This is a genomic window from Peptacetobacter sp., assembly GCF_029264495.1.
Classification (GTDB): Bacteria; Bacillota; Clostridia; order Peptostreptococcales; family Peptostreptococcaceae; genus Peptacetobacter.
The window spans coordinates 1-22,532 of record NZ_JARIBH010000057.1 but is presented as its reverse complement, the minus strand read 5'-3'; the positions used below and the strand labels follow the sequence as shown (position 1 = coordinate 22,532).

Sequence of the window (22,532 nt, the reverse complement as noted above, 5' to 3'; positions counted from 1 at the left end):
AAAAAAGCCACGTATATTAATACGCAGCTTTTCTAATTCACTAAAATTTTCTAAAATAATACTATCTAATATTTAATGCTTCACTCATAACGCATCTTCTTATTCTACAGAATGACTTAGCAGAAGTTATACCTTCTCCTGTTGGTCCTGCTATTGTAAATGTAGTATGACCTTCTCCACCAACACCTATTCCTGCATATGAAGGAGCATTTTTTACAAATATAGTAGCTTCTAATTTCTTAGCCATTTTTGTAAGTTTATCTACATTTTTAGAATGCATTATAGCTGTATGTCTATTTCCAGCTTCTGCTTCATATGCCCAATCTATAGCAGTATCTACATCTGATACACTTACTATAGGAAGTATTGGCATTAACATTTCTTCTGTAACTAGGTGATGATTTTTATTTGTTCTAGCTATTATAAGTTTTATATCATCTCCTACAGTTATTCCTATCTGAGCAAGAAGTTCTTTAGCTGATTTTCCAACTAATGCTGGATTTGGTTTTCCATTTTCTTTTGAAACAGCTTTATCTAACTGATCTATGACTTCTGGAGAAGTTATTTCATATGCTCCATTTTTCTTCATATGATATACTAACTGATCTACTATAGAATCTACTGCAAAAACTTCTTTTTCTGCTATACAAGGAACATTGTTGTCAAAACTAGCTCCTGATACTATATCTTTTGCAGCTTTTTCTATATCTGCTGTTTCATCAACTACTACTGGAGGATTTCCAGCACCTGCTCCTATAGCTTTTTTACCCGCAGATAATACCTGTTTTACTATTGCTGGTCCACCAGTTGCAACTAATAGTCTTACTTTTGGACTGTTCATCATTATCTGAGTATTTTCTATTGATGGTTCTTTTACCATTGTTATTAAGTTTCTTGGAGCTCCAGCTTCTTCTAGTGCTTTATTCATCATTTTTATAAGTTTTATAGAAACTTTTTTAGCTCTTGGATGTGGACTAAATACTACTGTATTTCCTCCAGCTATCATAGATATTGAATTGTTTATTAATGTTTCTGTAGGGTTAGTAGTTGGTGTTATAGAACCTATAACTCCAAATGGACAATATTCTTCTATTGTAAGTCCATCTTCACCTGTTATCGCTCTTGTTTTTAAATCTTCTGTACCTGGAGTGTTTTCAGCAGCTACTCTATTTTTTATTATTTTATCTTCTACTCTACCTATTTTTGTTTCTTCAACTGCATCTTGAGATATCATTTCTAGATTTTCTTTTTTTAGAACTTCTGCTCTTATAGCATCTACAAATTTATCTCTTTGCTGAACTGAGCATTCAAAAAGTTCTCTTTGTGCTTTTTCACTTGCATCTATAGCTTCTGCCATGCTGTCAAATACTCCATATTCGTATTCATTAGTAGAAACTTCTATTCCTTCTGTTTTTATTTCATCAAGTACCTGTTTTATCATTTCTTGTATTAAATCTAATTCCATTTTATTTCCTCCATTACTTACAGTTAAGTGCTATTCCATATGGTGTTACTAAAAGTGCTTTTTCAGCTTTTATACATTCAACACCTGTTACTTTATTAAAAGTTTCTTCAAATTCATCAAATAAACTTGCTCCTCCAACAACATAAACCGTATCTGTTGGATGATTTTCTAAAAATCCTTTTACTATAGTAGACATTTTTTCTACAACTGGTTTTACAATTGCAAAAATATCTGATTGATGTTTTTTATCTTTTTTCATTATTTCTGCTTCAGCTTTATTTACACCATAATGTCCTGCTACAGCAAGAGTCATGTGAGTACCACCTGTTGGCTCATCTGCTGTATAAATCACTTCTTTGTTTTCTAAGACGCTGATACCAGTTGTACCACCACCTATATCGACTACTGCTCCATTTTCTATTCCTATTACTGTGGCTGCTGCTGTTGGTTCGTCTACTACATTTGTTACTTCAAAGCCAGCACCTTCTACTACACTGACTATTCCTTTAGCATTTTTAACAAGTATTCCTGGTGGTATCGCAGTAGCCGCATTGATAAGTTCAACACCGAGTTGATTTTCTAGTTCTGCTTTCATTTTTTTTAGATTTTGTATAGCTCCAACATAGTCAACTACTATTCCATCTCTTACAACTTTTGATTCATTGACTATTCCAGCTACTGGTTTTCCATCTGCATCTACAACTGCAACAACTATATTAGCAGTTCCAAGATCTACTCCACATCTAAGAGGAGATTTATATTCAACTTTTTTTGGCGACTTTATCAATTCATCTAATTCATCAAGAATACTGTTTTTATACATAACTACCTCCAGTAAATTTATTTTTTAAGTATTGCTATATCATTATTTTTTATTAAAGCAGAGTTTGCTTCGTCCATATCTAAATGCATTTCTAATTTATATTTATCAGATACTCTAACTAAAACATTAGAAAGTGTCGCTTTTCTTGGGCCAAAAAGTTGTACATCTACTAACTGTCCATCTTTTACACCCATTCTTTTTGCATCTTCATTTGTCATATGTATATGTCTTAATGCAACTATAGTCCCATTTTCTAATTTAACTGATCCCTCTGGACCTATTATTTCTATTCCAGGAGTTCCATCTAATTGTCCAGATTCTTTTATCATAGGTTTTACACCTAATCTAAATGAGTCTGTAACAGATATTTCTACCTGAGATTTATCTCTAAATGGACCTAGTATTCTAACTTTTTTAAATTCTCCTTTAGGCCCTCTTATTGTTACAGTTTCATTTGCTGCAAACTGATCGGGCTGTTTCAAATCCACTTTTTTGGTAAGAACTGTATTTTTACCAAAGAGAATTTCATAGTGCTCTCTTGACAGATGAACATGTCTATTTGAAACACCGATTGGGATTTTATATGCTTCTACATCATTTAATTTTTCTACTACTTTTTTACATATTAAACTTATTAATTCTTCTTGTTTCATAATATCCCTCGTTTTCATTGTATTTTTCGAACATTTTTTATCTGTCCAATTCAGAATATTTCGTCTATTTTATTTTTTGAATTTTTATTTACCAGCTAAAACTAGAATATCAGATTTATTAATGCTACTGATATCATTATTACTGTGGCTGGTGGATCTATATATGTATCTGCATTTGTATTTATTATATTTCCAGCAAAATGCCAAGCAACTGCATTTATTGCACCTACTAAAACAGCAACAAGTATATTCCCTGATAATACATAAGCTAATGCAGCTGGGAATGATATATGATGAGTTATAGGTATATCGAATCCAGTTTGAAGGAATATAAGTGATGCTGCACTAATTCCAAAACATACTACTGGATAAGATGCCATAGCTTCTTTTGATATTCCTAAGGTATTCATTATATATCCTGCTCCACCAATTGCCAAACCAAAAGCAGCTCCTAATACCATATCCACAAGTACACCAGATTCTTTTTTAGGAATCCAATCTCTTTTTTCTTTTAATGAACCTATAGGACCACTTTTACCTATTATTAATCTACACACCATTAATGTACAAAATACTGACGCTCCTGGAGCATCTGTCTGTAAAAATGATAGCTTAGTTGTAAATAATGTGTAGAATAAAAATCCAACTATAGCAAATAATCCCCCTGAAAGAATTGTTGGTAGATCTTTAGTTTTATAAAGAGGTGTTAAAACATCTCCTGAAGATTCTATTTTTTTTCTTTTAAGTGCTGCTACAGCAGTTGCAGCTGCAGCTCCTGTAAATGCAATATGTGGTCCCCAAAATACTCCAAATGTTATATTCCCAACTGTTAATTCTGGAATTCCTGCCATAGCAACTATTCCTCCTCCTATAGCAAGAATCCCTGTTATAATAAATGCTGGAATAGCTCCAAAAGCTGCTCCTATTATTCCTCCACCAAAGGCTGCACATAATAAAGTTAAGTCCATTTTTATCTCCTTATTTAGCGACTATGAACTATTTACATATTTCTATATTCTGAAACGGTAAGTCCCTCATACTTTTTAAAGACCTTACAAAAGTAGCTAAATTCATTGTATCCGACATCAAAAGATATTTCTGCACCACTTTTGCCAGTCATACATAAGTATTCTTTTGCCATATTTATTTTTTTAAGATGTATATAATTCATTATTGTCGTATTTAATTCTTTTTTAAATATCCTACTTAAGTAACCTTGGCTTATATTACAGTCTCTGACTATGTCTTTTAAAGAAATATCTTCTCCTATTTTTTCATCAATATATCTAAATACATCTTTTAAAATAGCATATCTATTTGAACTTATTTCCATAAATATATAATCCATTAGCCTAAACATCCATATAGATAAAACTTTTTTATCCGATAAAGCTTTATCTGATACAGGAAATTTTTTATATATAACATCCATAGATTGTACTTTTTCTGGAAAAACAGAAAGAAAAACCTTACTATAAACCTCTTTTAAAACTTCCTTTATTTCTTGACCTTCACTTATTTCAAATATATCATTTGTGAAATCACTTATTTTATCATGGAGTTTTATAAAATCTCTTTCACTTATAGCATTAAAAATTTTGGTAGAAAGTTTACTTTCTTTTTCATATTTATTATCTTTGTAACTATATAAAATCTCTTTTATCAAATTAGGATCTGCCGGCTTTACAACATATTGTTTTATTTTGCTATTTATAGCAGATTGTGCCATTTCAAAATTGTGGTAGCTGCTGACAATATATATATCGACTTTTGGATTTATAGAAAGGATTTCCTTTGTTGCATCGATACCATTCATAATTGGCATCATTATATCCATAAAAACTATATCTATATTGTTATTTTTGCAAATATCAACAGCTTCTTTTCCATTTTTAGCTATATAGTCTACTTCAAATCCTTCTACTGATGAAATCATTTTCTCCATAGCCATTCTCATTAATTTATCATCATCTACTACAAGTATTTTATACATAATCAAAACCTTCATCAAAGTTTATAGGATACTTAATGTATACCTTACTTCCTTTTCCTTTGATCCTTTCAGTATTTATTCTGTAATCTGTTCCAAATGTATCGATCATAAACTTTTGTGCATCAACTAAAGATTGTATTATCTCATTTCCTTCATGATTTTCACCATACATTTCATAAGCCTTTTCTAATTCTGTTATAGCTTTACCTGTTCCATTGTCTGATATGATAATTTCTATATCATTATCAACTTTTACTATCTTAACATCTATTAAAAGACCTATATCTTCTGTATTCAATGTATAATATATGCTTGCGTATACAAATGGTAGTATCAAAGAATACGGAATCTTTATATCTAAAACATCCTTTTCAAAATTTATATTATAATCTAATCTATCAGAATATCTAATTCTATTAAGCTCTATAAATTTTTCAACTTTTTTAATCTCATTCCTAATAGTATTATCTTTTTCTACATCTTTTGTAGATTCAATACATTCTAAATATTTCATTATAGCTCCATTTGTTTTTGAGGCATCTTCTATCACAGCAAGATTTGATATCATATTGAATATATTTCTCATAAAGAATAAATTTTCATTTCTTTTTAAATTGTTAACCTTTTCTTTAAGGGAATTATTTTGGTATTCAAGTCTTTTTAATTTATCTTCTAATTCACTAATTCTATTTAGATTTTTTTTCTGATTATGCCCAGAAATAAGTTCCTGTTTAGTTAGTTGATTTACTATAAGTTCTACAAGTTTTGCTATAGAAACAATTTCTTTATATGAGTATTCTTTTAAATCTGTAATATCAACATCTTTTACTTTATCTGCTCTTATTTCTGTATCGGGTATATTAGCTCCACCAGGAATCATATTTTTACTAAGTCTCATAACAGAATCTGGTGCATCTATACATTTTACCTGTCCACCTATAAATCCACCTAAATATTTATCATTTATTATTATAGGTATTGCAACTTCTAATAATCCACATGGGCAAAAATATATGCTTGTTTGCTTTGTTGTAGCTGCTATTATAGATCCAGACGCATCTGATAATTTACAAAGTGTCCGTCTATTTTTGTCTGTTCTCATCTTTCTACAAAAATTTGAAAATTTTGTGGGTTCTGATACAGGTTCCCCCCTATAATCAACTGTCACAAATGCAAGACCTGTAACATCAGAAATTATTCTCTGAATTTCATCTAAATTCTTTTTCCCAAATATAGATATAATATCAAAATTATCCTTGCCTTCAAGATATTTTTCGTTTATTGAAATATTGAAAGATTTACTATTAGTAGTCATCTTAATTCTCCTTTTTTAAATCATATAAAATAATTAATACAAAAAATTAATTAATTACTTATTTTTGATTTAATTTTTATTTATTTATACATATTATAACTTAATAGATTTTTTCTAATATTTCAAGTATATCTTTATCTTTAATATTTTTTGGATTACCTACCAAACATCTGTCTTTAGTAGCATTTGCCATCATTATATATTTTTCAAGTTCCCATTTACTTAAATCTATATTATCTATTTTAGATATACGATCAGGTAAATTCATATTAGACATTATAGTTTTTATAAATAACTTTAATTTATAGATAGCATTTGCATCACAATCATTTTTATCTGACAATCCGATTTTTTTTGAATATTCAACGTATTTTTCTTTTACATTTAAATCTTTGGAATTAAAATCTATAACCTCGCAAAGTAATATAGCATTTGCAAGTCCATGTGCTATATGGTACATTCCTCCAAGCTGATGAGCTATTGAATGATTTACTCCAAGACCTGCTACATTAAAAGCATTTCCTGCTAGATTAGATGCCATATGCATTTTTTCTTTTGCTAATTTATCATTTGCATCTGTATATGCTTTTAATAGATATTTAACTACTAATTCTCCTGATTTTTCAGCTAAAGCATCCGAATAATCATTTGCTCCTTTTGCTACATATGCCTCTAGAGCATGTGTGAATACATCCATTCCTGTATTTGCTACAATGGATGCTGGTAGAGATTCAGTAGTTTTAGGATCTAATATAGCTATTGTCGGTAGTATTTCATTTGATACCAAAGCATGTTTTATACTACTTTGTTCATCTGTCACTACTGCTACGTTTGTAACTTCAGAACCTGTACCACTAGTAGTTGGAATTGCTATAAATTCTAAATCTTTTTTTAGTTTACCAGCTTCTTTTAAAAAATATATAGTTCCTTTAGCTGTATCTATTGCAGAACCACCACCAAATCCGATTATATAATCTGCATTTATTTTTATCATTTTTGCCATAGCTTTTGACACTACACTAAGTGGTGGATCTGGTTTGACTTCATCAAATACTACTATTGTATTTGAATTATCTAAATTGTCGAGAACCATATTTATCATTTTGTTTTTAACTAAAAATCCATCTGATATAACAAGTATTTTAGAATTTTTAATTTTATTTAAAGATTCTATTGAATTTTCACCAGAATAAATTTTAGTTGTTTGACTAATTATATTCATATTTATTCCTCAATTCCCGCAATATATTTATACTATTGTCAATGTATCTACTGTTACACATCTTCTTTTCCTTGAAAAATCTCTAGCTGTAACAGCTCCTTCTCCTGTTATATTAGCTATAGTAAAACTAGTTCCTCCTACTCCACATATTCCTATTCCATCAAGTGAGCATCCATTTTTTATAAATATACTAGTTTTTAATTTTCTTTCTGCTATTCTAAGTCTATCCATTCTATTTGAATGTATTCCAGATGTATGTCTATGTCCCTGTTCAACCTCTACTGCAATTTCAAGTGCTTCATCAAAATCTTTTGCTCTAACTATACTTACTATAGGCATTAACATTTCTTCTGTAACAAAAGGATGAATCTTCACAGTTTCAACTGCTATTAATTTATAATCCTTATCTACTTTTATTCCAGCCTCTTTAAGTATAATATTTGCATCTTTTCCACCATATAATTTATTTGGCTTCATATCTTCTGTAAGTAAAAGTTTTGATAATTTAAGCATATCGGATATACTCTTTACATAAAAAACTCCATTTTTTTTCAGCTCTATTTCTAATTTTTCACAAACTTCATCTACTACTACAATATTTTTTTCTGTTATGCACATTATATTATTATCAAAAGATGCTCCTCTTGATATGCAATCTGCTGCTCTTTTTATATCTGCCGTTTCATCTACTATAAATGTAGGGTTTGCGGGACCAGCAGCAATAACTTTTTTACCACAAGATATAGCACTTCTAGCATTATCAGAACCACCTGTAGAAACTACTAAATCTACATCTGGATGATTCATTATTTCTTTTATATATGCTAATTTACATTCATCTAATGTAACTACAACATTATCAATTCCTGTCAAATTTGATATTATAGTGTTTATTATATCTGTCAAAAATTTAGATACCATCATTGCCCTTGGATGTGGACAATTTATAACAGTATTTCCAGCAGCTAAAAGACCTATTATATTATTTATCATGGTTTCGCATGGATTAGTACTCGGTTGTATTGCACAAGCTATACCGTATGGAGTATATTCAAATAGAGTAAATCCTCCATCTCCATGTCTTATTTCACTCATCAAAATTTCTGTACCTGGAGTTTCTTCTATAGCTAATTTTATTTTTAATTTCTTGTCTTCTAAATTTCCCATACAGGTTTCTTTCAGTGACATTTCTGCAAGCAAGTCAATATAATCTACAAGTTTTTTTCTTAATTCTCTTATTACTTCTTCTTTATCTCTCAAACTTAGTTTAGAGTATAGATTAAAGGAGCTTGTTGCAGCGTATATCGCATCATTTACGTTAGAAAATACTCCTTTTTGATTTTTCATAATATCTCCTTTATCTGACTACATCATCAATTATTCCGATTATTGCCAAATCTATAGTCGATCTTTTTCTTTCTTCTTCTACTCTTACAGAGGATCCTGATCCAACTAACACATACTCGCCTATTCCAGCTCCAACAAAATCTGCAGCAACCTCTTCTTGTCCATCATTTTCTAGAGATGAATTTACAGGTTGTACTATCATTAATTTAGAACCTAGTAGAGTATCATTTTTCTTTGTTGCAACTACATTTCCAACTACTTTTGCTATATACATCAGAAACCTCCTATTTAGCTATTTATTATCTTTATTGCTTTCTTTTGTCACTTTATCAGACTTATTATTCTTTTTCTTTTTATTCTTAGAAGTTGAAGTCTTTGTTTCTTCTTTTTTTTCTGAAGATTTATTTTCTATAACTGATTCTTTATAAGCTTCTTTATCAGACTTATTTTCTTCTAATTTAATCTTATTTTCTTCAACAATTATTTCTTCTTCTTTTTTTGATTCTTCAATTGTTTCTTTACTATTGTCTATATTTTTTTCTAATTCTTCTTTATTGTCTAATTCACTATCTTTTTTATTATACAAATCATTTACAGTTTCACTATCTTTTTCTTTTTTATCTTCTTTAATAGTTGATTTATTATTATCTTTTTCAACCTTATTATCTTTTTTATCTCTAAATGATAAAATCTTTTTTTCAATCTCTTGGTTTGGTCTTGCTATTACATTTGATGCAACATAACTTCCAGACTGAATTGCCATTGTTTTACCAGCAGATATTGCAGCTTTAACAGCACCTACATCTCCAAAGATTTTAACTGTTACAAATCCGAATCCTTTTGTTATTTCAAGATCATTTATATCTATATTAGCTGTTTTTGCCATCGTATCAGCTATAACGATAGCCGATGACAAGCCCACTACTTCAATAGTTCCTAGTGATTTACCCATTTATATCACCGTCCTTATATCGTCTATCATTTCTATATTAAATTCTAAAACTTCTTTATAATATGCTAGTACTTTCTTTTTGTATTTATCAGGCTCTTTTCCAGTTAATTTTTCTATTCCATATTTCATAAAATAGATTTTAACACCTGATTCAAAGCAAACTCTCACAACTTTTGTAACAGGTGTTTTATCTGTACAAGATGCTATATCTATAATATCTTTTCTAGATATTACAGGGAATATAACAATATCTTCATTTGTATTTATTTTAAATTCATCTATTTTTAAAATTTTATAGCATATATTTAATTCTTTAAATTTTTCTTTTATTTCATTATCTTTTTCTCCTAAAAAAAGTATTTCTATATTTTGAGGATTTAATTTTTTCAATTCTTCAAAAAAAAGATAATATTTATTATCCCATTTTTCATCGATTGCTATATAAATACTATTTTCCTTTTTTAGAAGATTTTTTTCAGAAGATATTTTTTCTTGCTCAATTAAAACTTGTTTTATTATCTTCCTTAAAACTTCATTAAAATTTTTTTCATCTACTGACATTTTTGCCTCCAATTATAAGAAAATCCATCTCCGTAAAATACGGAGATGATCTTCTTACTTTTAGATTGATTTATACTTCAATTTGATTTATCTTATTCAAAATGTGGTATTATTCTTTCTGTATCAGTGTGAGGTCTTGGTATTACATGAGTAGATACTACTTCTCCAACTGCTTTTGCAGAAGCTGCTCCTGCATCTACAGCTGCTTTTACTGCACCTACATCTCCTCTTACCATTACTGTTACTAATCCTGAACCTATTTTTTCATATCCTACTAAATTAACATTAGCTGCCTTTACCATTGAGTCTGCTGCTTCTATTGCTCCTACTAATCCTTTAGTTTCAACCATTCCTAATGCATCTGAGTTCATAATTTACCTCCAAAACTTAATTTACTAATATTTTAAATTTTATATTTTTATATTTATTAATCTTTTTATATATTATTATTTAGATTAAATTTTATATATATGGTACTGTAGATGATTCTGGATGATCACCTAATGCACCTAATAATTTTATACCAACTTCTCTTGCTGCTCTTACAGCCTGTCTAACTGCACCTGAATCTCCTGTAAATGTTAATATTACTTCGTTTGAATAGCTAGTTCCTTTTGCAGGAGAACTATATGCTACAACATCTACATTAGCTGCCTTTACTGCTGTATCTGCAAGAACTGTTCCTATTGCTGCTGGTCCTGCACAAACCATACCAAATGATTTTCCTAAAGGAGTTCCAAATGCTTTTTCTAAACAATAACTAGCTCTAGCTGTATATTGGAATTCAAGATGTCCTGCTTCATTTCCGTAAACATCTCCAAAATATTTTGGTAATGATTCTAAAGCTATTTCTACTGCTCTTCTAGCATCAGAAACATCATCAGCTCCTATGTATATTAAAGAACCATGTCCTGCTCCACCTTTAGTATCTCTTGGTAATTCTATAGATATTATTTCAGTATTAGTCGCTTTAACAGCATCATCTACTGCCATTATCTGTGGTCCAGCGCCAGTTCTACCACCGATTATACCTATTGATCTAAATTTTCCAAGTCCCATAGTTTCTGTAAGAAGTGGATCTACACTAGCTATAACAAGACCTATTGTATCTCCATCAGAAGTTCCTACAAATTCTGTTACTCCTTCACAACAACAAGCTGATTTTTTTTCTTCACATTTATGTTCACATTTGCTTTCAGTATTAAATCCTAGTTCTTCAGAAACTTGGCCCATTACTTTTTCTAATAATTCTTTATCCATGGTTACCTCCCATTATCCACCGATTTTACATTCTAAGCCGTAGCTTTCTACAATTTTTTTATATTTTTCAAGTTCTTCGTCTTTTAATTTTGACACACCTTTAAGTTCATACTCTCTTCCTAATAATTCATATTTCCCTTCACCATAATTATGGTATCCAAGTAAATGTAATTCTTTAACATTTGGAAGAGATCCTGCAAACTCTGCAATCCTTCTTATTTCATCTTCATTCGCATTGAATCCAGGTATAACTGGTACTCTAATAATCGTATGGGTAATCTCCTGTATAGCCCTAGCTGCTTTTAAAATTATACTATTGTCTACACCTGTAAATTTTTTATGTGCATTAGGGTCAATACTTTTTATATCAAGTAGAACTAAATCTATATATGGAACAACATCTCTAATTACATCTTCATTTACAAATCCTTCTGTTTCTATAGCTGTATGCCAACCTTTAGCTTTACAAGCTTTAAAAATTTCTTTTGCAAATTTAGGTTGAGTAAGTGCTTCACCACCTGATAGAGTAACGCCCCCATTAGATCTATAGTATTGAGTTTCATCTTTTTTTACTTCTTTAATTACTTCCTCAACTGTCATTTGTTTTCCCTTCATAGATAAAGCTCCTGAAGGGCAAACTAGGGCACATTCACCACATGATATACATTTTGTCCTATCTACCCAATATTTATTTTTAGGATCTATAGCCTTTGCTTTACATGCAGTTATACAACTTCCGCATCCTATACAAAGCCCTTTTCTAAATAATAGATCCGGTTTGTACTCCTGAGATTCAGGGTTTGAACACCACTTACATCTCAGGGGACAACCTTTTAGGAAGACGATTGTTCTGATACCAGGTCCATCGTGAATAGAGTATCTTTGTATGTCAAATACCACTCCTTTGGCACTGTAATTAACAGATTCCATATAATCTAACTCCCTTTAAATTTATTTAAACTTTTTTTATTTTAATTTTTACATATTATGTTCTGTTCTGTTTATTATATCGTCCTGAACTTCTTTAGCTAAAGTTACGAAATGAGCACTGTATCCTGCAACTCTAACTATTAAGTCCTGATGTTCTTCTGGATGTTGCTGAGCTTCTAGTAATGTTTCTTTATCTACAACATTGAACTGAACATGGCTTCCTTTATGGTCAAAGAAACTTTTAACTATTGATACAAAGTTTTTAAGTCCTTGTTCACCAGATACAGCTGCTGGAGTAAATTTCTGGTTGTAAAGTGTTCCATTTGATGCTTGAGCATGGTCTAGTTTTGCAACTGAATTTGATGCAGCTGTTGGTCCATGAGTATCAACACCTTGTCTTGGAGAAACACCATCTGCTAGTGGTTCATGAGCTAATCTACCATCTGGTAATGCTAAAACATCTTTACCAAATAATACGTTAGCTGAAACTGGGTATATACCAGCTTGGAATTGTCCTCCTCTTGGATTTACATATTTATCTACTTCATTACAATAGATTTTTCCACATCTTCTTGCAAATTCATCAACTTCTTCTATATCATTACCAAAACTATCAGTATTTTGAAGTATTTTTCTTATTGTTGTAAATTTACCTGTTGATTCTCCACAGCAAGTAGCACTCTGGCAAGATGGAGTAGCTATTTTTTCAGTTAATTTATCTTCAAGAGTAGCTATATCTATTGAACCTGTACTTGCTAATATTTTTTTAACTGCTTCGTATATTTCTGCTTCAGATAAACTAGCACCAGATATTGATGGTTCTTTGCATCCTGATGGTTTTATACAATCAGAAACACCAAAGTTTGATTCTAATGCTTCTTTTAATTCTTTAAGAGATATTTTTTTATCATCAAATACATGTTTTTTAATAGCGTATAAAGAATCTCCAGAATCAGCTACACCAAATGCTTGTGGTCCTGTGAAGTTATAAATTGCTCCACCTTCTTGAGCTGTTTTTCCTTCTTTTATACAATCATCTACCATTGCTGACATAAATGGAAGTGGAGCTCTTTCTGCATGTGCATAGTCTACTGCATTGTCTGCTTCTGCTAGATGTCTTACAAAGTATTCCATCTGTTTTTGATATGCTTCAAATATTTTTTCTATACTGTCTAATTCTTCTAATTCACCAGTTTTTGGTCCAAGCTGTTCTCCATTGCATCTACCATTATTTAATGTTATTTCAAGAACTTTTGCTATATTGAAGAATGCAGCATCATGCCATCCTTCTGTTCTATGTCCTGCCTGAGGTTCAACACAACCTATTATGCAGTAATCTCTAGCATCTCTAAGAGCAACTCCTCTTGAAACTAATGCAAGTATTATAACTTCATCATTATAAAATGCTGGAACACCATATCCTAATCTTGAAACTTCACAAGCTCTATATAAAAATTCCATTGGAGAATTTTGATGTACACGAACTGAGAAAGATGGAGCAGGTAATTTAACATGTGCTACTGCTTCCATACACATATAAGAAACATCATTTGTTGCATCTTTTCCATCTTCATCTTGTCCACCTACACAAAGGTTCTGGAATACTGCATATCCTGCAAATGCTTGAGCTGAAACTTCATCTCTAGTTTTATTTACATCATTTAATTTAACCCATATACAGTCTACTAATTCCTGAGCAAATTCTTTGCTTATATTATCATTTTTTAAATATGGATACATATACTGGTCAAATCTACCTGGAGATATTGAATGTCCATTTGATTCTATTTGAACCATTATCTGTATAAACCAGAATGACTGACAAGCTTCATAGAAGTTTCTTGCACCATATTCTGGAACTCTATCACAGTTTGCAGCTATTTGAGTAAGTTCTGCTTTTCTAACTGGATTTGATTCAACTGCTGCTAATTCTCTAGCTTTATCTGCATATCTATGAGCAAATTTTATAGCTGCGTTATAAGATATTATAACTGCATTATAAAATTGACGTTTTTTTATAGTTTCTGGGTCATCTGGATCTAAGTTATTCATAGTAGCTATTGTTTCTTCTAATATTCCTCTGAACCCTTTTTTAAGTATTTTTCCATAGTCAACATTAACGTGACCTACACCACCATAGAAGTAGTTACCTACTGTAAATACTCCGTTTGATATACAATCTTTTGTTTCAGGAGACATGTAAGAATCAGCTAGTGCGCTAGTTGTTTTACCATCCCAGTATTTAAATGCTTCATGTAATTCTGTTTGCACTTTATCAGATATTTCAAATGGGTCTGCCATTCTGTTGTGCATAGTTTTAAATTCTTTTTCAACCCAATCATAAGAGAATTCTGGGCATATTTCTGTTGATCTAGGATTTATAGTTATAGATCCTACTATTAACTCATTATCTCTTATTGTTACTGGTAATTCATTGAATATTTTTTCAACTGCTTTTGCTCTTCTTATAACTGTAGGTAATCCTTCAGTTTCTTTATAAGATTCTGTTACTAAACAAGCTCTTTCTGATTCAACCTGAGGAACTGCATCAATTATGACCTGTCTTAATTTTTCAATTCTCTCAGTTGGTTTGCTAAACCCTTTTTCTAACATAAGTGAACCTCCTAAATTAAATAAAAATTTAAAGCATAAATTTATATTAACGACTATTTAAAGATATAGTTTATCTGTCGTTATTTATTTGCAATGCCTTTTCCTCTTATACTTTAACAATTTTACTAATAGTTTCGTTAACACAATACAATCTCTATAATTGTAATATTAAGATTTTATTATTTTTTTAACATTCTAAAACGTTATTCTGTATTTTTTATATGATTTAACTATTTTAGATTTAAATTATCAAAATAACATAAATAATTTAACTTGATATTCTTTTTTTAAAAAAATTATCAGAAAATTCATGTTATTAGTCTGTATTTTTCACATTTTTCAATTTGTAAAATTTTATCCTATAAACTGTAGTAATAAAACTTTATTCCTTTTTAGATTGATTTGAATTTTACATTTAAAATATAATTAACTTGCATATTTATATCTACTTAAGAAAGGAGGAGTTTATATTGGATTTTTCTGTTGGAATATTTGAATTTCCAAGTATTGCTAAAGGATATAAAAATATTGATTATATAATGAAGCAATTTAATATTTCTGTAATAAAAATTCAAAAAATATGTCCAGGAAGACTTTTATTTATTTTTTCAGCTGATACTTCAGATGTAAAAAATATCTTAGAGGAATATAAGGATAACTCTGAAAAGATTTTATTTACTTCTGCTTGTGGGGTTTGTAAAGAGTGTATTGATATTTTATCCAAATGCAATAAAATAAAAAATTTTTCTGATTTAGGTATTTTAGAACTTAGAAATTCTGTAAATATTATAAAAGCTGCTGATATTATATTAAAATCTTCTTCATCTAAAATATTAAAACTAGATATTGGACTTGGTCTATTTGGAAAAGGCGTTATTTATTTTGTAGGATCTGTTTCAAACTTAGAATCTGCTATAAATTCTATAAAGTCTGAAATTAAATCTGATGATATAATTTCAAGTCAAATAATATCAAATCCTGTAGATGATTTTAAAAAATTATTTATCTTTTAAATGAAAAAGGAGCTTTAAAATGAAAAATTTAGATAATTTAATGAAAGAAGTACATTCTTTATGGAGACAAGGAAAAGAAAAAGATATGAAACCTCTTCTTCTTGAGGGAATAAATATTTGTAAGTTAGAAAATAATAAATTAAAATTAATCGAACTTTTAAATGATTATGGAGGATGTCTTAGAAATTTAGGTGAATTTGAAGAAGCTGAATTATCTTTGAAAGAAGCTATCTCTATATTTGAAAATTATCATATCAAAGATAAAAAAGCATATGCCACTTCCATTATGAATTTAGCTAATTTATATAGAGAGAAAAAAGATTATTTCAATTCAGAAAAATGTTTTTTAAAAGCAAAAGAAATTTTTGATTCACTTTCAGATAAATCATATTCTTATATTGGATTTTTAAATAATTTTTCTCTTTTTTATAAAGAAACAAAAGATTATTTTAATGCTGAAAAACTTCAATTAGAAGCAATTCGTTTATTAGAAGATAATGATAAAATGAAAGTTCCTTTGGCTATTAGTTACAATAATTTATATGAGATACAGAAACTTTTAAATAAAAATTCTTCTTTAGATAATTTATTAAAGGCAGAAAAAATCTTATTAAAAGAAACTGGGGCTAACCATCCTTTATATGCTTCTGTATTAAATAATTTAGCTGATTATAAATTTTCAAATAAAGAATATAAAGAATCTCTTTCTCTTTACAAAAAATCTTTAGATATTGTTAAAAATTGTTATGGAGAAAATAGTGAATCTTATTTATCAGTACTTAATAATATCAAATTTGTCGAAGATTTCATAAATACAATAGAAGATAACACTAATGCTTTAGAATCAAATTATATTTCTACTGATGATTCTAGTGTAGTTAATAATTCTTTTGATTTTAATAGTTCTAATTTATTTTTTAACTCTTCTAATCATTCAAGTAAAAAAAATAGATTGAACGGACTTGAAAGAGCAGAATTTATTTTTAAATATAGTAGTGAATTTTTAAAAGAAATGTTTCCAAATTTATATAATAGATCATGCTTTGCTCTTGTGGGTACTGGTTCTGAATGTTTAGGATTTGATGACAGCACATCAGAAGACCATGATTTTTCATCTAGATGTCAATTATTTTTAAATAAAGATGATTATAATTTATATCAAGAGAATTTGAACAAAGTTTTTAAAATTTTTTTATCCTCTTTAAAAGAAAAGCTTATTACTGAAAATAATTTAATTAAAAATATAGTAGAAAATATGAATTTAGAAATAATTTCTATTTCTGATTTTTATAAATACTATACTCTTTTTGAAAATGGTCCAAGAACCATTTATGAATATAGAAAAGTTCCTATGGATCTTTTATGTGTAGCTACAAATGGAAAAGTTTTTATGGATAATTTAGGAGAATTTTCAAAAATTAGAAATAGACTTTTAGAATTTTATCCAGAAGATATAAGATTAAAAAAGATAGCATTTCAATTAAATAAAATGGCACAATCAGGACAATATAATTATAATAGGATGCTTAAAAGAGATGATATTGTAGCTTCAAATATAGCTCAAGCTGAATTTGTAAATCATTATTTAAATTTAGTACATCTTTTGAATAGAAAATATATGCCATTTTACAAATGGGCTTATAAAAGTGCATCTACTCTTCCTATTTTAGGAGATTTCACAAAAGATAAATTAAGAAAACTTTCTAATTCTTCAATATATGATAAAACAAAAATAATAGAAGATATTTGCTCTACTGTTGTTTATGAGCTAAATAGACTTGGTTACAGTAATTCAAAAATTGATTTTTTAACATATCAAGCCGAAGAAGTTAGAAAGCTAATTTCTGATAAGTCTCTTAGAGATGAAGATAGCTGGATTGAATAAAATTTTTGAAAGGAGATATTTTTATTATGGAAAATATATCAAAAAATGAATCTTTAATAAAGCAAATAGTTTTAATTGAATGGAAAATGTTCACAAATACTAAAAATATTGGTTCGCGTTCTACTTGTCAAGATGAAAAAGGAAATTTCTTCGCATCTAGATCTGCATATTGGAATATGTTTGATGAAAATGTACTAAACTCTTATTTAGATGATTTAAAAGATAAAGAATCTAAAAATATAAATATAGTTACACAAAAATATGGATATATGATGAAAGAAACAGACTATGACTATTTTAAAAAAATAGAACATTTATTGCCTAATGTTAGTGAAAAAAAAGCTAGTTTAGTTGACTCTATAATGCTTATTTATATGAAATGGGAGGAAGATTTATTATCTTCTAACATTGATAATAAAAATAGAATTTTATACAAAAAATACAATACAAAAGAGTCTACTTCAGTAGAGACCTATATGAGAGGAGAACTTCTTTCTTATTCAGAAGAAACATTATTTAAAATACTTTCTCAATTTTTAAAAGATTTATCAGGTAATAAAAATCCAGTTAAAATTTATCTTAATTTATTAAATAATTTTGATAGAAAAAACTTACACACTAAAACTGGATTTAATTCTAATTTAGCAACACATTATTCTAATGGAGATTTAAATAATAAATCCAAGATAAGTTGCTCTTTTGATAAAACTTCTGCTATCAGTTCAAATGTTTTAAATCAAGATAAAAGAGATTTTTCAAAAAATCATTCTTTAAGAAGAGTTTTCTCTTTAAATTTAGAATTAGCTGAGATGATATCTAGTTTTGCTTTAGATGTTGCAAAATCAATTAATTTAAATGTTGTTATTAGTATTTTGGATGCTTCATCAAATCTGATACTTTTTAAAAAAATGGATGATTCTCTTGATTGTAGTATAAATATTTCTCAAGCAAAAGCATTAACTGCAATTGATTTTAAATCTGATACTTTTTCTCTTTCTAAAAATGAAGAACTTAAAAATTTAAATAATTTTTCCAACGGAAATTTGAATTACTGTTTCTTAGGAGGAGGAATTCCTATAAAATCCAAATGTGGAAAAATTATAGGCTCTCTTGGTATTAGTGGAGGTTCTGTAGAGCAAGATTGTTTTGTAGCTAATAAAACTATTGAATTATTTGAAAAAAATATATAGTAAATAATTTTTACAAATATCTTTAAAATATTTATATTTAGTTTGAAATTTTACATGATAAATTATAAAAAGGGCTATCTTGAAATTAAATGAAGTTTAAAAATAAAGTATTCTAAATCTTTATCTTATAAAATCATTTTCTTATCAAGACAGCCCTTATATTTTAGTCACCAACTCCAAAGTCTGTATTATTATAAAGAACCTCTATATTTGGATTATCATCTAAATACTTATAATTCTCACAATACCACTTTACAAGCTCATCATCTCTTTTTACAGGTGTTGTATTATTTACAAAAATATTTATTGTTCCTCTTTCAAAATAGTTCTCTACTATTTCAATATCCCTTTTTATCATCTCTTTTGTCTGACCTTTCATTCCAACAAGTAGACATGGAGAATCAAAATATTTTCTAACATCTTCATAACTATTGAACTTTGCACATTTATTTAGATATCCATTTCTAAATTCATTATCAAAAGTTTCAACACCTATTTTAAATTTCAACTCTACTCCTTTGAAAAATTCTTTCATTTCTTCAAGTTTATTTTTATAACACCAATGACTTTCAAACCAAAGTGTTTTTATATTTTTATCTAGTACTATATCTCTAATTTTTTCTAGAGTTTTTTTAGGTATTTCAAAACAACTTCCTGAATTTATAACCTCTAAAACTCCAAATTCACCAGTTATATTTTCTAATACTTCAAAATTTGTCTGATTCATTTCATCTTCATTTTTTGAATTATCATCTATATAATCACAAAAAAGACATTTTCCCCATATGCAAGGAAATGCTTTTAATAGCACTATTTCTCTAGGATTTTTTTCAGTTATCGTACTATATCTATCCATCATTTTCCCTCACTTAATCTTTTATAATTTATCTTATCTTTTGCAAAATGAAGCCACAACTTTTTTTGGCATTGCATTTATACCTAACGATACTAATCCTACAGCTACTAACTTATCTGCATAATCAGTAACTACTTGAACAATAAATGCCGATAAAACTTTATTTACACCAAGTCCACTTAATATTTGAACTATATAAGAAGAACCTGATGATGTTATACCATTAAATAAAACCACAGTAATTATCGCACTTATTATAGATGTAGGTATAGCAAAACATAAAACTCCTAATGGTGTTTTTATTCCTTTTAAAAGTCCTTTTTTAGCTACTAATCCTGCTATTAAACCTGTAGAAATTTGAACTGGTGCATAGTATAAAGAATATACGTCAAATGTTCCACTTATTAAACTTCCACAAACACCTGTAATAACAGCATATTTTGGACCAAGTAATATAGCAACCATTATTGTTCCTATTGAATCCATATATATTGGTAGTCTAAGTGAAAGTGCTATAAATGCTCCTATTATGTTTAAAGCTACTCCAAATGCCATAAGAGTTAATTTTCTAGTATCAAAGTTACTTTTATTCATTATAAATTCCCTCCCATAGCTTCTATTAATTCTTCATTATTAATAAATATTTTGTTCATAAACATTTTCATAGTTTTTTCTGCATCTACTTCAGTTAATACAAGAGCATTTTTTTCTTTTTTATAAAAATCAAATTCATCTACTATTGTCATTCCAATAGCTTTTCCTTCTTCTTCAATTTCTACAAAATACTCTTTTCCACTACAAATGCTTCTATCCATAAAATAAGCTATAGCAAGTGGATCATTTATCACACAACCTATTATTCCCTCTTGTTTCCAATGGAAATCTATATAGAATCTTGTTATTTCTTTTATAAAATTGTACATTTTTTCATTGCCTAGTCTACTCATAAATTCCAATATGTTTGGTGTTAGAACTATTTTTCTAGTTACATCTAATCCAATCATATGTATTTTAACCGGCATATTTTTATAAACATAATCTGCTGCATGTGGGTCTACCCAATAATTAAATTCGGCTACTGGAGAACAGTTTCCATTAGATTTAAAGTTTCCACCCATTGTAACAAATTCATCTATATTGGCAAATGCATCTTTATCTAATTTTAATGCCTTTGCTATATTTGTAAGAGGTGCAAGAGCTATAATAGATACATCTTTTTCATTTTTTAATGTATTTACTATAAATTCTACTCCACCATTTTTAGGTTCTACACCTTCTATATCAGGATAATTGTTATCACCAACACCATCATCTCCATGAGTATCTTGTGCAGTAATAAGTTCTCTGACAAGTGGTACTTCTTCACCTATGTATACCGGAATATCCTTTCTATCACAGATATCCAATACCTTAATTGCATTTTTTGCACCAATTTTTGCTGGTACATTTCCACTACAAACTGTTATTCCAAGTACATCTAATTCTTCTGACTTTAATGCTAACATAAGTGCTAGTGAATCATCTATCCCTGGATCACAATCAATTATTACTTTTCTTTTCATATAAATACCTCCTTTTATTATTGCAAAGGAGAACTATACGACTTTTTTGCAACAAAAAAAGCCATATCAAAGGATACAACTTTATATACTGCCACTATATAAAATCCTTAGTTTTTTATGCTTGGAGTTCTCGAACAAGCCCCAACATTCCTTATTTTATTTTTTTGAAACGTTGGAATTTAAAGGTTTTAAAGCTCTTTGTAGAATCAAATTTTAGCAATTGTCAGAAGAATCCGCAGAAGAATTATTTTATCCACAGTTTATCCACAACTTTCTGACTGCTTTTTTTCTACTTTTTATATTATATATTCTTTTTGTATTTATTTCAAGGGTATTGAAAGGTTGATTTTTCAACATTCTTGTTTAGACCTATTTTTTCTTTGTATTTTTTAACAATTGTCAGAAGATGTCAGAAGATTGGCAGAAAATGTCAGAAAAGCTTAAAAAAATGCCCAAAATACTTAATTTTTTTCTTCTGCCAGTTTTCAAAAATAAAATAAAAAAAGAGGGATTTTTTTTATCAAGAGTAAATTTTAATAAATATTAAAAAAGCTTAATTTCAATATACTATACATATATAGTATATTAATACTAAAAATAGGATATCTCTATTTGAGATATCCTATTTTTAGCTTATATTATATTAAAATTGTTCATAAAATCTAACTGCTAAATTTGAATTTAATTATTCTAACCCACATTTCTTATATATGTCTAAAATTACAGTTGTCTTTTCTTCAATATAAGAATCAATATCATTAGGATATTTTAGTGCCATTTTCTTTTTTATTTCACTATATGTATCTCTTTCTTTCTTATTATTTCTAAGATAATCTCTAAAAGTAATATGGCGATATAGTTCTTCGTTATCTTTATTACATACATATATATG

General features: G+C 28.5%; 22 protein-coding genes. 3 read left to right on the top strand and 19 right to left on the bottom strand.

The window, feature by feature from the left end:
* Positions 1-61: 61 nt before the first annotated feature.
* The 15 genes from Q1J78_RS05300 to Q1J78_RS05230 all read right to left on the bottom strand — a co-directional run bounded on the left by Q1J78_RS05300 (position 62) and on the right by Q1J78_RS05230 (position 15,134).
* Positions 62-1,465, bottom strand: a complete 1,404-nt coding sequence (locus Q1J78_RS05300; protein ID WP_300277363.1) for an aldehyde dehydrogenase family protein — start codon at positions 1,463-1,465, stop codon at positions 62-64.
* A gap of 13 nt (positions 1,466-1,478) precedes the next feature.
* Positions 1,479-2,288 (bottom strand): ethanolamine utilization protein EutJ, encoded by an 810-nt coding sequence (eutJ, locus tag Q1J78_RS05295; protein WP_300277360.1) that lies wholly within the window; start codon positions 2,286-2,288, stop codon positions 1,479-1,481.
* A 17-nt stretch (positions 2,289-2,305) separates the two neighbouring features.
* Positions 2,306-2,941 carry a phosphate propanoyltransferase gene (locus Q1J78_RS05290; protein ID WP_300277358.1) on the bottom strand — a complete coding sequence of 212 codons (636 nt, stop codon included), beginning with the start codon at positions 2,939-2,941 and terminating at the stop codon, positions 2,306-2,308.
* Between the two features lie 101 nt (positions 2,942-3,042).
* Positions 3,043-3,909 carry a DUF7973 family transport facilitator gene (locus Q1J78_RS05285; protein WP_300277356.1) on the bottom strand — a complete coding sequence of 289 codons (867 nt, stop codon included), beginning with the start codon at positions 3,907-3,909 and terminating at the stop codon, positions 3,043-3,045.
* A gap of 32 nt (positions 3,910-3,941) precedes the next feature.
* The gene (locus Q1J78_RS05280) at positions 3,942-4,934 is read right to left on the bottom strand and encodes a response regulator (RefSeq protein ID WP_300277353.1); all 993 of its coding nucleotides are present in this window, start codon (positions 4,932-4,934) and stop codon (positions 3,942-3,944) included.
* Positions 4,927-6,249 carry a PocR ligand-binding domain-containing protein gene (locus Q1J78_RS05275; RefSeq protein WP_300277351.1) on the bottom strand — a complete coding sequence of 441 codons (1,323 nt, stop codon included), beginning with the start codon at positions 6,247-6,249 and terminating at the stop codon, positions 4,927-4,929. Before Q1J78_RS05275 ends, Q1J78_RS05280 begins: the two co-directional genes overlap by 8 nt.
* A 100-nt stretch (positions 6,250-6,349) precedes the next feature.
* On the bottom strand, positions 6,350-7,471 hold the full coding sequence (locus Q1J78_RS05270) for a 1-propanol dehydrogenase PduQ (protein ID WP_300277348.1): 1,122 nt from the start codon (positions 7,469-7,471) through the stop codon (positions 6,350-6,352).
* A gap of 27 nt (positions 7,472-7,498) precedes the next feature.
* Complete coding sequence (locus Q1J78_RS05265) at positions 7,499-8,818, bottom strand: aldehyde dehydrogenase (protein ID WP_300277345.1); 1,320 nt, start codon at positions 8,816-8,818, stop codon at positions 7,499-7,501.
* Positions 8,819-8,828: 10 nt separating this feature from the next.
* Positions 8,829-9,092: a EutN/CcmL family microcompartment protein gene (locus tag Q1J78_RS05260; protein WP_300277342.1), complete on the bottom strand. Its 264-nt coding sequence runs from the start codon at positions 9,090-9,092 to the stop codon at positions 8,829-8,831.
* Between the two features lie 18 nt (positions 9,093-9,110).
* Positions 9,111-9,770, bottom strand: coding sequence for a BMC domain-containing protein (locus tag Q1J78_RS05255; RefSeq protein WP_300277339.1), 660 nt, complete (start codon positions 9,768-9,770; stop codon positions 9,111-9,113).
* Positions 9,771-10,331 carry a hypothetical protein gene (locus Q1J78_RS05250; protein ID WP_300277336.1) on the bottom strand — a complete coding sequence of 187 codons (561 nt, stop codon included), beginning with the start codon at positions 10,329-10,331 and terminating at the stop codon, positions 9,771-9,773.
* 92 nt (positions 10,332-10,423) lie between these two features.
* Positions 10,424-10,702 carry a BMC domain-containing protein gene (locus Q1J78_RS05245; RefSeq protein WP_300277333.1) on the bottom strand — a complete coding sequence of 93 codons (279 nt, stop codon included), beginning with the start codon at positions 10,700-10,702 and terminating at the stop codon, positions 10,424-10,426.
* A 91-nt stretch (positions 10,703-10,793) separates the two neighbouring features.
* Entirely contained in the window at positions 10,794-11,591 is a 798-nt protein-coding gene (gene pduB, locus Q1J78_RS05240; protein WP_300277330.1) for a propanediol utilization microcompartment protein PduB, read from the bottom strand.
* Between the two features lie 12 nt (positions 11,592-11,603).
* Positions 11,604-12,521: a glycyl-radical enzyme activating protein gene (locus Q1J78_RS05235; RefSeq protein ID WP_300277327.1), complete on the bottom strand. Its 918-nt coding sequence runs from the start codon at positions 12,519-12,521 to the stop codon at positions 11,604-11,606.
* A gap of 48 nt (positions 12,522-12,569) precedes the next feature.
* The gene (locus Q1J78_RS05230) at positions 12,570-15,134 is read right to left on the bottom strand and encodes a glycyl radical protein (protein WP_300277324.1); all 2,565 of its coding nucleotides are present in this window, start codon (positions 15,132-15,134) and stop codon (positions 12,570-12,572) included.
* A 470-nt stretch (positions 15,135-15,604) separates the two neighbouring features.
* On the opposite strand from Q1J78_RS05230, the gene Q1J78_RS05225 reads away from it, so the two are divergent.
* Genes Q1J78_RS05225 through Q1J78_RS05215 form a run of 3 tightly spaced genes read left to right on the top strand, consistent with a single transcriptional unit; the run spans position 15,605 to position 19,222 of the window.
* Positions 15,605-16,147: a BMC domain-containing protein gene (locus Q1J78_RS05225; RefSeq protein ID WP_300277321.1), complete on the top strand. Its 543-nt coding sequence runs from the start codon at positions 15,605-15,607 to the stop codon at positions 16,145-16,147.
* A 19-nt stretch (positions 16,148-16,166) separates the two neighbouring features.
* On the top strand, positions 16,167-18,032 hold the full coding sequence (locus Q1J78_RS05220) for a DUF4037 domain-containing protein (RefSeq protein WP_300277318.1): 1,866 nt from the start codon (positions 16,167-16,169) through the stop codon (positions 18,030-18,032).
* A gap of 26 nt (positions 18,033-18,058) precedes the next feature.
* A complete protein-coding gene (locus tag Q1J78_RS05215; protein WP_300277315.1) occupies positions 18,059-19,222 on the top strand; it encodes a DUF4125 family protein in 1,164 nt (387 codons plus the stop codon).
* Positions 19,223-19,385: 163 nt separating this feature from the next.
* On the opposite strand, the gene Q1J78_RS05210 is transcribed toward Q1J78_RS05215, so the two are convergent.
* From Q1J78_RS05210 to Q1J78_RS05195, 4 genes are all read right to left on the bottom strand, one after another.
* The gene (locus Q1J78_RS05210) at positions 19,386-20,078 is read right to left on the bottom strand and encodes a radical SAM protein (RefSeq protein WP_300277312.1); all 693 of its coding nucleotides are present in this window, start codon (positions 20,076-20,078) and stop codon (positions 19,386-19,388) included.
* A 33-nt stretch (positions 20,079-20,111) separates the two neighbouring features.
* Positions 20,112-20,672, bottom strand: a complete 561-nt coding sequence (locus Q1J78_RS05205; RefSeq protein WP_300277309.1) for an ECF transporter S component — start codon at positions 20,670-20,672, stop codon at positions 20,112-20,114.
* A complete protein-coding gene (locus tag Q1J78_RS05200; RefSeq protein WP_300277306.1) occupies positions 20,672-21,640 on the bottom strand; it encodes a nucleoside hydrolase in 969 nt (322 codons plus the stop codon). The genes Q1J78_RS05205 and Q1J78_RS05200 overlap by 1 nt, the downstream gene beginning before the upstream one ends.
* Positions 21,641-22,325: 685 nt before the next feature.
* Positions 22,326-22,532, bottom strand: a 207-nt coding sequence (locus Q1J78_RS05195; RefSeq protein WP_300277303.1) for a GrpB family protein, incomplete at its 5' end; no start/stop codon positions are given.